The organism is Piscinibacter sp. (genome assembly GCF_050175855.1).
In the GTDB taxonomy this organism is placed as follows: domain Bacteria; phylum Pseudomonadota; class Gammaproteobacteria; order Burkholderiales; family Burkholderiaceae_C; genus Piscinibacter.
This window is the reverse complement of the sequence record NZ_JBFXIO010000110.1, coordinates 1-12,393: the sequence shown is the minus strand read 5'-3', so window position 1 is coordinate 12,393 and position 12,393 is coordinate 1. Positions and strand designations below refer to the sequence as shown.

13 protein-coding genes are annotated in these 12,393 nt (G+C 68.2%); 3 read left to right on the top strand and 10 right to left on the bottom strand.

Annotated elements, in window-relative coordinates; translation table 11 throughout:
- The 9 genes from AB7U92_RS10630 to AB7U92_RS10590 form a co-directional block, all read right to left on the bottom strand.
- Nucleotides 1-285 (bottom strand): integration host factor subunit alpha (locus tag AB7U92_RS10630; protein WP_428576164.1); only part of this gene is annotated, 285 nt, incomplete at its 3' end.
- Between the two features lie 14 nt (nucleotides 286-299).
- Nucleotides 300-2,714 (bottom strand): phenylalanine--tRNA ligase subunit beta, encoded by a 2,415-nt coding sequence (gene pheT / locus AB7U92_RS10625; RefSeq protein WP_428576163.1) that lies wholly within the window; start codon nucleotides 2,712-2,714, stop codon nucleotides 300-302.
- 11 nt (nucleotides 2,715-2,725) lie between these two features.
- A complete protein-coding gene (gene pheS, locus AB7U92_RS10620) occupies nucleotides 2,726-3,769 on the bottom strand; it encodes a phenylalanine--tRNA ligase subunit alpha (RefSeq protein ID WP_428576162.1) in 1,044 nt (347 codons plus the stop codon).
- A 93-nt stretch (nucleotides 3,770-3,862) separates the two neighbouring features.
- Nucleotides 3,863-4,219 (bottom strand): 50S ribosomal protein L20, encoded by a 357-nt coding sequence (gene rplT, locus AB7U92_RS10615; protein WP_293437708.1) that lies wholly within the window; start codon nucleotides 4,217-4,219, stop codon nucleotides 3,863-3,865.
- Nucleotides 4,220-4,244: 25 nt separating this feature from the next.
- Nucleotides 4,245-4,448 carry a 50S ribosomal protein L35 gene (gene rpmI, locus AB7U92_RS10610; RefSeq protein ID WP_293437711.1) on the bottom strand — a complete coding sequence of 68 codons (204 nt, stop codon included), beginning with the start codon at nucleotides 4,446-4,448 and terminating at the stop codon, nucleotides 4,245-4,247.
- A 117-nt stretch (nucleotides 4,449-4,565) separates the two neighbouring features.
- Nucleotides 4,566-5,114, bottom strand: a complete 549-nt coding sequence (infC, locus tag AB7U92_RS10605) for a translation initiation factor IF-3 (RefSeq protein ID WP_428576165.1) — start codon at nucleotides 5,112-5,114, stop codon at nucleotides 4,566-4,568.
- A gap of 90 nt (nucleotides 5,115-5,204) precedes the next feature.
- Nucleotides 5,205-7,124: a threonine--tRNA ligase gene (gene thrS, locus AB7U92_RS10600; protein ID WP_428576161.1), complete on the bottom strand. Its 1,920-nt coding sequence runs from the start codon at nucleotides 7,122-7,124 to the stop codon at nucleotides 5,205-5,207.
- A gap of 180 nt (nucleotides 7,125-7,304) precedes the next feature.
- Nucleotides 7,305-7,748, bottom strand: coding sequence for a glycine zipper 2TM domain-containing protein (locus tag AB7U92_RS10595; protein ID WP_428576160.1), 444 nt, complete (start codon nucleotides 7,746-7,748; stop codon nucleotides 7,305-7,307).
- Nucleotides 7,749-7,868: 120 nt separating this feature from the next.
- On the bottom strand, nucleotides 7,869-8,942 hold the full coding sequence (locus AB7U92_RS10590) for a phospholipase (protein WP_428576159.1): 1,074 nt from the start codon (nucleotides 8,940-8,942) through the stop codon (nucleotides 7,869-7,871).
- A 40-nt stretch (nucleotides 8,943-8,982) separates the two neighbouring features.
- Here AB7U92_RS10590 and nthA point away from each other — a divergent pair, with 40 nt between their 5' ends.
- The 3 genes from nthA to AB7U92_RS10575 are packed head-to-tail and all read left to right on the top strand — an operon-like array spanning nucleotide 8,983 to nucleotide 10,621.
- On the top strand, nucleotides 8,983-9,609 hold the full coding sequence (gene nthA, locus AB7U92_RS10585; RefSeq protein ID WP_428576158.1) for a nitrile hydratase subunit alpha: 627 nt from the start codon (nucleotides 8,983-8,985) through the stop codon (nucleotides 9,607-9,609).
- Nucleotides 9,606-10,265: a nitrile hydratase subunit beta gene (gene nthB, locus AB7U92_RS10580; protein WP_428576157.1), complete on the top strand. Its 660-nt coding sequence runs from the start codon at nucleotides 9,606-9,608 to the stop codon at nucleotides 10,263-10,265. The genes nthA and nthB overlap by 4 nt, the downstream gene beginning before the upstream one ends.
- Complete coding sequence (locus AB7U92_RS10575; RefSeq protein ID WP_428576156.1) at nucleotides 10,262-10,621, top strand: nitrile hydratase accessory protein; 360 nt, start codon at nucleotides 10,262-10,264, stop codon at nucleotides 10,619-10,621. Before nthB ends, AB7U92_RS10575 begins: the two co-directional genes overlap by 4 nt.
- A 21-nt stretch (nucleotides 10,622-10,642) precedes the next feature.
- Here AB7U92_RS10575 and AB7U92_RS10570 read toward each other — a convergent pair.
- Nucleotides 10,643-12,393: helix-hairpin-helix domain-containing protein (locus AB7U92_RS10570; protein WP_428576155.1), on the bottom strand; the 1,751-nt coding region annotated here is incomplete at its 5' end.

Below are 12,393 nucleotides of genomic sequence, written 5' to 3'. Positions count from 1 at the left end.
GTTGCGTGCCTTGATCGGAATGGCCTCGCCGGTGCGCGGGTTGCGCCCCGGCCGCGGCGCCTTGCGGCGGATGTTGAAATTGCCGCAGCTTGACAGCTTGACGTCCTCGCCCTTGACCAGGGTGGCGTGGATGATGTCGAAGAAGCCCTCGACCATGTCCTTGGACTCGCGCTTGTTCAGGCCGAGCCGCTCGAACAGCAGATCGGCCAGTTCCGCCTTGGTCAGCGTCGGCGTCTCGATCGTCGGCAGGATCACCCGCTCGCGCGGCTTGTCGTTGTCGTCCATGATGCCTCTTGCCCCTAGCCCCGAAGGCGCACGCCCAGGCGCGCACCCAGCCGCTCGATCACCTCGGCCACGGTGGCATCGATGCGTTCGTCGGTGAGGGTGTTGTCGTTGTCCAGCAGTTCCAGCCGCACCGCCAGGCTGCGCTCGCCGGCCTGGAGGTCGGCCGCAGGCGCGGCCGGCTTGTAGATGTCGAACAGGCGCGCGGATCGCACCAGACCGCCCTGCCCGGCGCCGATCGCCTCCATCAGGGCCGCATGGCTGACTTGCTCCTTCGCCACCACCGCGATGTCACGGAACACCGACTGCTGCCTCGGCAGCGGTGCGAAGGATGGGATGTCCCGCTCGATCACGGCCTCTAGGTCGAGCTCGAAGAGGATCGGCGCCGACGGCAGCTCGTAGCCTTGCCGCCAGCGCGGATGCAGTTCGCCGACATGCCCGATGGTGCGGCCGTCGAGCTCCACCCGCGCACACCGGCCGGGATGGAGGGCCGGATGTTCCGCGGGCACGAAGCGCGCCACGCGGGGCGCCAGCAACGCTTCGATGTCGCCCTTGACGTCGAAGAAGTCGACCGCGCGTTCCTTGCTGCCCCACTGCAACGCGTCGACCCGCCCCCAGGCCAGGCCGGCGATGCGACGCGGCTGGTCGACGCCGGCCACGCTGTGGTCGCCTTCGACCACCGAAGCGTCGCGCCGGAAGACGCGGCCGGTCTCGAACACCCGCACGCGGCTGGCCCTGCGTGCCAGGTTGGTCTGCAGCACCGAGACCAGGCTGCCGATCAGCGACGAGCGCATCACGGCCAGCGGGCTGGCGATCGGGTTGAGCACGCGGATCGGATCGGGGTTGCCCGCCAGTTCGTGCTCCCAGCGCTCCTCGACGAAGCTGAAGCCGATGGTCTCCTGGTAGCCGAGCTGCGCCAGCGCATGGCGCACTGCGCTCAGCCCGCGCTGGGCCTCCGGGCGGATGTGGGCCGTGACCGGCGCCACCGGCGGCGTATCGGGCAGCAGGCGATAGCCGACCACGCGCGCCACTTCCTCGATCAGGTCTTCCTCGATCTTCAGGTCGAAGCGCCACGACGGCGGCGTGACGGTGATCGTGCCCGGTGCGCTGCTGAACTGCAGGCCGAGGCGCTGCATCACGCCCTCGCACTGTTCCTGAGTGACCGGCATGCCGATCACCTTGGCGGCGCGCGCCACGCGCAGCGTCACCGGTTCGGCCTTCGGCAGCGCCAGCACCTGGTCGTCCATCGGTCCGGCCTCGCCACCGCAGATGTCGATGATCAGCTGCGTGATGCGCTCGATGTGCTCGACGGTCAGCGCCGGGTCGACGCCGCGCTCGAAGCGGTGCCCGGCGTCGGTGGCGAAGCCGTAGCGCCGCGAGCGCCCAGCCACGGCCTCGGGCCACCAGAAGGCCGCCTCGACGTAGACGTTGCGCGTGGCATCCGACACCGCCGTCGACTCGCCGCCCATGATGCCGGCGAGCGATTCGACCGCCTTGTCATCGGCGATCACGCCGACCTTCTCGTCGACCTCGATGGTGTTGCCGTTGAGCAGTTCCAGGGTCTCGCCGGCGCGACCCCAGCGCACCGTCAGGCCGCCGTGGATCTTGTCGAGGTCGAAGATGTGCGAAGGCCGGCCGTACTCGAACATCACGTAGTTCGAGATGTCGACCAGCGCCGTCACCGAGCGCTGGCCGCAGCGCGCCAGGCGATCGACCATCCAGGCCGGTGTCTTCGCGGTGGTGTCGACGCCGCGCACGATGCGGCCGGAGAAGCGGCCGCAGAGGTCGCTGGCTTCGACTCTTACCTTCAGCTTCGCGTCGTGCACCGGCTTCACCGGCGCGATCGCGGGTGTCTTCAGCGGGGCGCCGGTCAATGCCGAGACCTCGCGGGCGATGCCGTAGACGCTCAGGCCATGCGCCAGGTTCGGCGTGAGCTTGAGCGTGAAGATCGTGTCGTCGAGCTGCAGGTGGGTGCGGATGTCGGTGCCCACCGGCGCGTCGTCGGCCAGGATCAGCAGGCCGCCATGGTCGTCGGAAAGCTTCAGCTCGCGCGCCGAGCACAGCATGCCCTGGCTCTCCACGCCACGCAGCTTGCCGAGCTTGATGACGAAGGGCTTGCCATCCTCGCCAGGAGGAAGCTGCGCACCGACCAGCGCACACGGGACACGGATGCCGGCGCGCACGTTGGGCGCGCCGCAGACGATCTGCAGCGTCGTGCCAGTGCCGGCGTCGACCTCGCAGACCTTGAGCTTGTCGGCGTTGGCGTGCTGCGCCACCGACAGCACCTGCGCCACCACCACGCCGCTGAAGGCCGGCGCGGCAGGGCGCGTCTCTTCCACCTCCATGCCGGACATGGTCAGCAGTTCGGCCAGCTCGGCGGTGGAGATCGGCGGGTTGCAGAACTCGCGCAACCAGGATTCGGGAAACTGCATGGATCTCGTGCTCAGTTGAACTGCGCCAGGAAGCGCAGGTCGTTCTCGAAGAACAGGCGCAGGTCGTTCACGCCATAGCGCAGCATCGTCAGCCGGTCCGGCCCCATGCCGAAAGCAAAACCGATATGGCGTTCCGGGTCGAGGCCGAAGTTGCGCACCACGTTCGGGTGCACCTGGCCGGAGCCGGCCACCTCCAGCCACTTGCCCTTCAGCGGCCCGCTGGCAAACGCGATGTCGATCTCGGCGCTCGGCTCGGTGAACGGGAAGAACGACGGGCGGAAGCGCAGCTCCAGCTCGTCGGTCTCGAAGAAGCGGCGGCAGAAGTCGGTGAACACGACCTTGAGGTCCTTGAAGCTGACGTTCTCGCCGATCCACAGGCCTTCGCACTGGTGGAACATCGGCGAATGCGTGGCGTCGCTGTCAACGCGGTAGGTGCGCCCCGGGGCGATGACGCGGATCTCGGGCATATGCGCCTTACCCGCATGCAGCTTCGCGTGGCGGCGCGCATAGCGCACCTGCATCGGCGAGGTGTGGGTGCGCAGGTTCAACCAGCGGCCCTCGGCGTCCTTCATGTCGACGTAGAAGGTGTCCTGCATCGAGCGCGCCGGGTGGTTCTCCGGGCTGTTCAGCGCGGTGAAGTTGTACCAGTCGGTCTCGATCTCCGGACCGTCGGCGACGTCGAAGCCCATCGAGCCGAAGATCGCCTCGATGCGCTCGATCGTGCGCGTGACCGGGTGCAGGCCACCCACCCCGCGCTGGCGCCCCGGCAGCGTGACGTCGAGCGCCTCGGCCTTGAGCTGCGCCTCCAGCTCGGCCTGGCCGAGCGCGTCGCGGCGCGCCTGCAGCAGCACTTCGACCTGCTGCTTGGCCGCGTTGATCAGCGCGCCGCGGGCCTTCTTCTCCTCGACCGGGAGCGCGCCGAGCGCCTTGAGCTGCTCGGTGAGACGGCCGGTCTTGCCGAGGTAGCGCGCCTTCGCGTTCTCGAGTTCGGCAGGCGTCGTCGCGGCCGCGAAGTCGGCCTTCGCGTCGTCGACGAGGGGAGCGAGATCGTTCATCGTTTCCAGAAACAAAAAAGGCCGCACACGAGGTCGGCCTTCGAAAGCTGAGCCGGCCGCCGGCACCCGTGAGGGCGCTGGTGGCGCGGTGGATCAAGCGAGCTGGGCCTTCACCTTCTCGACGATGCTGCCGAAGCCGGCAGGATCGTTCACGGCCATGTCGGCAAGGACCTTGCGGTCGATGTCGATGTTGGCCTTCTTCAGGCCGGCCATGAACTTGCTGTAGGTGAGCCCCAGGCCCCGGCTCGCCGCGTTGATACGGGCAATCCAGAGCTGGCGGAACACGCGCTTCTTGTTGCGGCGGTCACGGTAGGCATACTGCCCAGCCCGCATGACCGCTTCCTTGGCGATGCGGAAGACGTTCTTCCGGCGGCCGCGGAAGCCCTTGGCCAGGGCCAGGACCTTCTTGTGACGAGCGCGGGCGGTGACACCACGTTTGACGCGAGGCATTTCTCTTCTCCTTTACCTTGGCGACTCAAAGACCCGCGAACGGCAACATCTGAGCCATGTGGCCCATGTTGGTCTCGTGCACGGTGACCGCGCCACGCAGGTGGCGCTTGTTCTTCGTGGTCTTCTTGGTGAGGATGTGGCGCTTGAACGCCTGGCCCCGCTTCACGGTGCCACCCGGGCGCACGCGGAAGCGCTTCTTCGCGCTGCTCTTGGTCTTCATCTTGGGCATGACTGCTCCTTCTTGATTTGCTGCTGACAGGCGCCGGGGAAACTCCCACGTCTTGTTGGCCTGCAGCCGCTTCTGACAGCGCCCCGGCGACCCCACCGAGGCACTGAACTCTTCGAACTACTTACGTTTCGGCGCGAGCACCATGATCATCTGGCGGCCTTCGAGCTTGGGCATGTGCTCCACCACCGCCACGTCGGCCAGTTCGTCGCGGATGCGCTCGAGCAGCCGCATGCCGATGTCCTGGTGCGTGATCTCGCGGCCGCGGTAGCGCAGCGTGACCTTGCCCTTGTCGCCGTCTTCCTCGATGAAGCGGCGCAGGTTGCGCATCTTGATCTGGTAATCGCCTTCGTCCGTTCCCGGACGGAACTTCACTTCCTTGACTTCGATGACCTTCTGCTTGGCCTTGGCTTCCGCTGCGCGCTTTTGTTCCTGGTACTTGAACTTGCCGTAGTCCATCAGCCGGCACACCGGGGGATCCGCCTGGGCCACGATCTCGACCAGATCGACGTCCAGGTCGCCGGCCATGCGCAGCGCTTCCTGGAGGGGCACGATGCCCAGTGGTTCGTTCTCGGGGCCGTTCAGACGGACTTCGGGGGCCATGATCTCGCGGTTCAACCGGTGCTTGCGCTCGGCGTTCGGCGTACGGCGGTCAACAAAAGTAGCGATGGTGGGTACCTTTCAGCGGACTCCCAAGGCAGGAAGAAGCCCAAACAACACTTTGCGCGCCGGACATCCAGCGTGTGGCCACCGTCGTGATCACAGCTTGCGGGCGACGTCTGAGGCGATCTTCTCGAGGAAGTCTGCCAGAGGCATCACGCCGAGGTCCTGGTTGCCCCGGGCGCGCACGGCAACGGCCCCGTTTGCCTTCTCCTTGTCACCCACGACGAGGATGTACGGGACCTTCTGCAACGAATGCTCGCGGATTTTATAGGTAATCTTCTCGTTCCGCAAATCGCTGGCGGCTCTAAGTCCTTGTTTTTGCAGCGTTTTGGTAACGTCTGCAGCGTAATCCGCCTGCGCGTCGGTGATGGTGAGCACGCTGACCTGCCGCGGCGCCAGCCAGACCGGCAGCGCGCCGGCGTGCTGCTCGATCAGGATGCCGATGAATCGCTCCAGGCTGCCCACGATCGCCCGGTGCAGCATCACCGGATGACGGCGCGAGCCATCTTCCGCGACGTATTCCGCCCCCAGCCGCTCGGCCATCGAGAAGTCGACCTGCATCGTGCCGCACTGCCACTGCCGGCCGATCGCGTCCTTCAGCGTGTATTCGATCTTCGGGCCGTAGAAGGCGCCGTCGCCCGGGGCGATGACGAACTCCACGCCGGAGCGGCGCAGGCTCTCCATCAGCGCATGCTCGGCCTTGTCCCAGATCTCGTCGGAGCCGATGCGCGCGGCCGGGCGCGTCGCCACCTTGTAGAGGATGTCGGTGAAGCCGAAGTCGGCATAGACCTTCTGCAGCAGCGCCGTGTAGGCCACGCACTCCTCGAGGATCATGTCTTCCGAGCAGAAGATGTGGCCGTCGTCCTGCGTGAAGCCGCGCACGCGCATGATGCCGTGCAGGCCGCCGGTGGGCTCGTTGCGGTGGCACTGGCCGAACTCGCCGTAGCGCAGCGGCAGGTCGCGGTAGCTCTTGATGCCCTGCTTGAAGATCAGGATGTGGCCCGGGCAGTTCATCGGCTTGAGCGCGTAGTCGCGCTTCTCCGACTCCGTCGTGAACATGTTCTCGCGGTACTTGTCCCAGTGGCCGGTCTTCTCCCACAGCGCCTTGTCGAGCAACTGCGGGCCCTTGACCTCCTGGTAGCCGTTGTCGCGGTAGACGCGGCGCATGTACTGCTCCACCTCCTGCCACAGCGCCCAGCCCTTGGGGTGCCAGAACACCGTGCCGGGCGAGTGCTCGTCGAGGTGGAACAGGTCGAGTTCGCGGCCGAGCCTGCGGTGGTCGCGCTTCTCGGCCTCCTCGAGCATCGTGAGGTACTTCTGCAGGTCGTCCTTGCTCGCCCAGGCCGTGCCGTAGACACGCTGCAGCATCTCGTTGCGGTGGTCGCCGCGCCAGTAGGCGCCGGCCACCTTCATCAGCTTGAAGTGCTTGAGCTTGCCCGTGGACGGGACGTGCGGGCCGCGGCAGAGATCCTCGAATTGGCCTTCGCGGTACAGCGAGACGTCTTCGCCGGCCGGGATGCTGGAGATGATCTCGGCCTTGTAGTGCTCGCCCAGACCCTTGAAGTAGGCCACCGCCTCGTCGCGCGGCAGCACGCGGCGCTCGACCTTCTCGTCCTTCTTCGCCAGCTCGGTCATCTTGGCCTCGATGGCCGCGAGGTCCTCCGGCGTGAAGGGCCGCTTGTACGAGAAGTCGTAGTAGAAGCCGTTCTCGATCACCGGCCCGATGGTCACCTGTGCGTCGGGGAAGAGCTCCTTCACGGCATAGGCGAGCAGGTGCGCCGTCGAGTGGCGGATGACCTCCAGACCTTCGGCGTCCTTGTCCGTCAGGATCGCCAGTGCGGCGTCGCTCTCGATGCGATGGCTGGTATCGACCACCTTCGCGGCATCGCCCTGCCCCACGCGGCCGGCGATCGCCGCCTTGGCCAGGCCGGGGCCGATGGACGCAGCCACCTCGGCCACCGTCACCGGGCCGGGGAACTCCCGGCGCGAACCGTCGGGCAATTGAATCGAGACCATGGCGTGACTCCGAAAAACAAAAGGCGCGGACCGTGCCGCGCCTTGGATGAACAGGGACGAGAGATGAAGATCGACGCGCGCAGCTCCGCTAGACCTTCCAGGCCCAGCGCGTAGTCCGCGGTGTCATAACCGTCATGCCTTTCTCGTTCTTGCTGGTGTGTTCGATGCCCGCATTGTATTTCAGTAGCGGAACACCTGGTTGTCCTCGATGCGCACCCGGTCGCCGACGCGCAGGTCGACAAGCTGCTGGTAGTCGAAGGTGCGCACCTGCCCGGCCTGGGTGACGATGGCCACGCGGTAGAAGTCGCGCGCGCCGCGGTTGTTCTTCTCGATCTGGTTGCCGATGATCGCACCGCCCAGCGCGCCGACGGCGGCGCCGGCGGCCCTGCCCGAGCCGCTGCCGATCTGGCGGCCGACCACGGCACCGATCACGCCGCCGAGCAACGCACCGCCACCAGTGGTCTGGCTCTCGGCGCGCACGAGGTCGATGCTTTGCACCTGGCCGTACTCGATGCGGTAGGCCGAGGGGGTGGGCGGTGACGGCTGGGTGGCGGGATGGACGGCACAGCCGGTGGCGAGGATGGTGGCCAGTGCGGCGGCGGCCAGGTGGAGGGTGCGTTGCATGAGCGTCTCCTTCTCGGGTGGGATACGCCATTGAACGCACGCGATCACGTCCGGTTGCCGCGCCGGCGTGCAAAGTAGTGTTGCGCCCTCGTGCCGCCTGCCTGCGCGGCTGTGGACAACTCAGGCCAGCGGCTGCACCTCGACCGAGCCGGGCTGCTCCAGCCACTGCGCGAACTCGTCGGCCAGCCGCTGGCTTTCGGCCACCGCACGCGACCACGCCGCCACCCGAGCCGCCAGGTCGTCGCCGAAGCGCTTGAAGTCGTTGCGATCGGGCAGCTTGGCATCGGGCAGCGTGGCGATCCACTCCGCACGCGGCGACAGCACGATCACGTTGTCGAGGTGTGCGGTGGCGCGATGGCGATGGCGCAGCGCCTTGTCCAGCCAGCCCGGGATCACGGTCTTCTGGAAGTGCGGGTACAGCACCAGCCCTTCGTGCATCGACGCATAGTCGAGGTGCAGGTGGTAGTCGGTGATGCCGCCGTCCCAGTAGGCGCCCCTCGGGCCACCGGGAATGTCGTGCACCGCCTGCAGCCAGAATGGAATCGAACAGCTCGCCAGGATGCTCGGCAGCAGGTTGGCCACGGCCAGCGGCACGACGTGAGTGCGGAAGTCGCGCAGGTGCACCGGCAAAGGCTCGCGCGCATCCGAAAAGATCACCCGCTCCAGCCAGCCACCCATGGCCTTGCGGCTGAGCGCGTTGGTGGCAAAGGCGCCGAGATAGCCCAGCGGCGTGCGCAGCCGGCCCTCGCGGCCAAGCAGGTGCCGGCCGCGGCTGGTGAACACGTGCAGCCGGTAGCGCGAATGGCCCAGCACCTCGGCCTCACGGCCGCCGAAGCGCTCGGCCAGCTTGGCGCCGAACACTTCGCTCACGTGCGCAGCCTTGGGTGGTTTGCCCGGCGCGTGCTCGTAGGTCTGGCCGACGTAGTCGTGGGCCAGCTGGGCGAAGGCGGCCTCCGCATCGGGCAGGCAGGCCGTGGCCATGCGCCAGGCGCCGATCGAGGCGCCGAGCAGGTGAACGCTGTGCGTGCTGCCGGCCAGCCACCGACCGAACACGAAACGGTCGAGCGGATTGAGGATCAGGCCCTTAGGGCCGCCGGCCGCCGCGGGAATGGCGCGGATGTCGTGGGGCTGCAGCCCGCGCTCGCGCAGATGGCGCAGGGCGCGCGGGCCGGCATGGATCTGCAGGGCTCGCATGGGCTCGCACTGTAGCGAAGGCACCGCTACGATCGCCGCCATGGCACACGACCACCACGACCACGATCACGACCACAGCGAGCTCGGCGAGATGGACCTGCGCGTGCGCGCCCTCGAGACCGTGCTCGCCCAGAAGGGCTACATCGACCCGGCCGCGCTCGACGTGCTGATCGACACCTACCAGACGAAGATCGGCCCGCGCAACGGCGCCCGCGTGGTTGCGAAGGCCTGGGCCGACCCGGCCTTCGCCGACTGGCTGAAGCACGATGCCACCGCGGCGATCGCCTCGCTCGGCTACACGGGGCGGCAGGGCGAGCACATGGTGGCGCTGTTCGACACGCCCGAAGAGCACCACATGGTGGTGTGCACGCTGTGCAGCTGCTACCCCTGGCCGGTGCTGGGCCTGCCGCCCACCTGGTACAAGAGCGCGCCCTACCGCTCGCGCGCGGTGAAGGATCCGCGCGGCGTGCTGGCCGACTTCGGCGTCACGCTGCCCGAGGCCACTCGCATCCGCGTGTGGGACTCCACCGCCGAGGTGCGTTACCTCGTCATCCCGATGCGGCCGGCCGGCACGGAGGGCATGAACGAAGAAGAGCTCGCTGCGCTCGTCACGCGCGATTCGATGATCGGCACCGGGCTGGCGAGAAGCCCCGCGGAGGTGGCATGAGCTACACCACGCACGCCGACCTCGGTGGCCGTGAAGGCTTCGGCCGCGTGGTGCCCGAGCCCGAGGGCGAGCTCTGGCACGCCGCCTGGGAGCCGAAGGCGCTGGCGCTCACGCTGGCCATGGGCGCCACCGGCAGCTGGAACATCGACGCCAGCCGCAGCGCGCGCGAAACGCTGCCCGACTATGCGTCGCTCAGCTACTACCAGATCTGGCTCGCGGCGCTGACGAAGCTGATGATCGAACACGGCCTCGTCACCGAAGGCGAGCTGGCCGAAGCCCGTGCGCAAACCGCGACGAAGCCGCTGGCTCGCGTGCTGCGCGCTGCCGACGTGCCCGCCGTGCTGGCCCGCGGCTCCGCCACCGAGCGGCCGGCCACCGCCGCAGCGCGCTTCGCGGTGGGCGACCGCGTGCGCACCCGAGCCGGCCGCGTCGGCCATCACACCCGGCTGCCGGGCTATGCCGCCGGCCGTGCCGGCACCGTCGAGCGCGTGCACGGCACGCATGTCTTCGCCGACACGAATGCGCAGGGCCTGGGCGAACAGCCGCAGTGGCTCTACGCGGTTCGCTTCGAGGGTCGCGAACTGTGGGGCGACGAGACCCAGCCCGGTCTCAGCGTCTCGATCGACGCCTGGGACGACTACCTGGAACCCGCATGAAGCCCTCCGCCCTGCCCGGCCAGCCCATGAGCGGCGACGAACCCGTCTTCCGCGAGCCCTGGGAGGCCCATGCCTTCGCGATGGCGGTGACGCTGCACCAGCGCGGCCTGTTCACCTGGACGGAATGGGCCGCCGCGCTGTCGGCCCAGATCACGAAGGCTCAGGCCATGGGCGACGCCGACCTCGGCGACACCTACTACCGCCACTGGCTGGCCGCGCTGGAGAGGCTGGTGGCCGAGAAAGGCGCGAGCTCCGCGCAGGAGCTCGAGCACTACCGCGACGCCTGGGACCGCGCCGCCGACCGCACGCCCCACGGCCAGCCGATCGAGCTGCAGCCGCGCGACTTCGCAGCCTGACGCGGGCAGCGCCCCGCTGGCCTACTTGCGCGTCTGCAGCTTGGCGAAGGCCGCGGCCATCGCCGACTGGCCCTGGGGCTGCGCCGCGCCGCGCGGCGGCATGGCACGCTCGCCGCGCCCTGCCGGCCGGTAGCTGTTGTCGCCACGCTCGCCCTTGGCCACCGGTTTCGCATCCAGCTTCATCGTCAGCGAGATGCGCTTGCGCGCCAGATCGACCTCCAGCACCTTCACCTTGACGATGTCGCCGGTCTTCACGACCTCGCGCGCATCGTTGACGAACTTGTTCGACAGCTGGCTCACATGCACCAGGCCGTCCTGGTGCACGCCGAGGTCGACGAAGGCACCGAACTGCGCCACGTTGCTGACCGTGCCTTCCAGCGTCATGCCGGGTTGCAGGTCCTTGATGTCTTCCACGCCGTCGTTGAAGCGCGCCACCTTGAAGTCGGGGCGCGGGTCGCGGCCGGGCTTCTCCAGCTCGGCGAGGATGTCCTTGACGGTGATCGCGCCGAAATGCTCGTCGGCGAAGGCCTCGGGCCGCTCTTTGGACATCAGTGTACGGATCACGTCGCTGCGGCCCATCACCTCGCCGATCGGCTTGCCGACCTTCGCCAGCACGCGCTCGACCACCGGGTAGGTCTCCGGGTGAACGCCGCTCTGGTCCAACGGGTTGTCGCCGCCGCGGATGCGCAGGAAGCCGGCGCACTGCTCGAAGGTCTTGGCGCCCAGGCCGCTGACGTCGAGCAGCTGCTGGCGGCTGCGGAAGGCGCCGTTCGCATCGCGCCATCGCACGATGCTCGAGGCCACCGCGCTCGACAGGCCCGACACCCGCGCCAGCAGCGGCGCCGAGGCGGTGTTCAGGTCCACGCCCACCGAGTTCACGCAGTCCTCGACCACGGCGTCGAGGCTGCGGGCCAGCTCGCTCTGGTTGACGTCGTGCTGGTACTGGCCCACGCCGATGCTCTTCGGGTCGATCTTGACCAGCTCGGCCAGCGGATCCTGCAGTCGCCGCGCGATGCTCACCGCACCGCGCAGGCTGACGTCGAGCTCGGGCAGTTCCTTGCTGGCGAACTCGCTGGCCGAATAGACCGACGCGCCGGCTTCGCTGACGACGATCTTCTCCAGCTTCACCTCCGGCGCCATCTGCTGGATGCGCTTGATCAGGTCGGCAGCGAGCTTGTCGGTCTCGCGGCTGGCGGTGCCGTTGCCGATGGCGATCAGGTTCACGCCGTGCGTCGCGACCAGGCGTCCGAGGGTGTGCAGCGAGCCTTCCCAGTCGTTGCGCGGCTCGTGCGGGTAGACCGTGTTCGTATCCAGCACCTTGCCGGTGGCATCCACCACCGCCACCTTGCAGCCGGTGCGGATGCCCGGGTCCAGGCCCATCACCACGCGCTGGCCGGCCGGCGCGGCCAGCAGCAGATCGCGCAGGTTCTCGGCGAAGACCTTGATCGCCACCTTTTCCGCCTCTTCGCGCAGGCGCGAGAACAGGTCGCGCTCGAGGCTGAGGCTGAGCTTGACCTTCCAGGTCCAGGCGATCGTCTTGCGGATCAGCTCGTCGCCGGGGCGCTTCGAGTGGCGCCAGCCGAGGTGCACGGCGATGCGGCCTTCGGCCAGCGTCGGCTGGCCCGGCACCACTTCCTCGTCGAGCACCAGCTTGGCGTCGAGGAACTCCTGCGTGCGGCCACGGAACACCGCCAGCGCGCGGTGCGAGGGCACGGTGCGGATCGGCTCGGCATAGTCGAAGTAGTCGCGGAACTTGGCCACGTCGGCGTTGT

Coding starts and splice junctions, on each gene's coding strand:
- pheT (WP_428576163.1), bottom strand. CDS start 2,714: ATGCAGTTTCCCGAATCCTGGTTGCGCGAGTTCTGCAACCCGCCGATC.
- pheS (WP_428576162.1), bottom strand. CDS start 3,769: ATGAACGATCTCGCTCCCCTCGTCGACGACGCGAAGGCCGACTTCGCG.
- rplT (WP_293437708.1), bottom strand. CDS start 4,219: ATGCCTCGCGTCAAACGTGGTGTCACCGCCCGCGCTCGTCACAAGAAG.
- rpmI (WP_293437711.1), bottom strand. CDS start 4,448: ATGCCCAAGATGAAGACCAAGAGCAGCGCGAAGAAGCGCTTCCGCGTG.
- thrS (WP_428576161.1), bottom strand. CDS start 7,124: ATGGTCTCGATTCAATTGCCCGACGGTTCGCGCCGGGAGTTCCCCGGC.
- AB7U92_RS10595 (WP_428576160.1), bottom strand. CDS start 7,748: ATGCAACGCACCCTCCACCTGGCCGCCGCCGCACTGGCCACCATCCTC.
- AB7U92_RS10590 (WP_428576159.1), bottom strand. CDS start 8,942: ATGCGAGCCCTGCAGATCCATGCCGGCCCGCGCGCCCTGCGCCATCTG.
- nthA (WP_428576158.1), top strand. CDS start 8,983: ATGGCACACGACCACCACGACCACGATCACGACCACAGCGAGCTCGGC.
- nthB (WP_428576157.1), top strand. CDS start 9,606: ATGAGCTACACCACGCACGCCGACCTCGGTGGCCGTGAAGGCTTCGGC.
- AB7U92_RS10575 (WP_428576156.1), top strand. CDS start 10,262: ATGAAGCCCTCCGCCCTGCCCGGCCAGCCCATGAGCGGCGACGAACCC.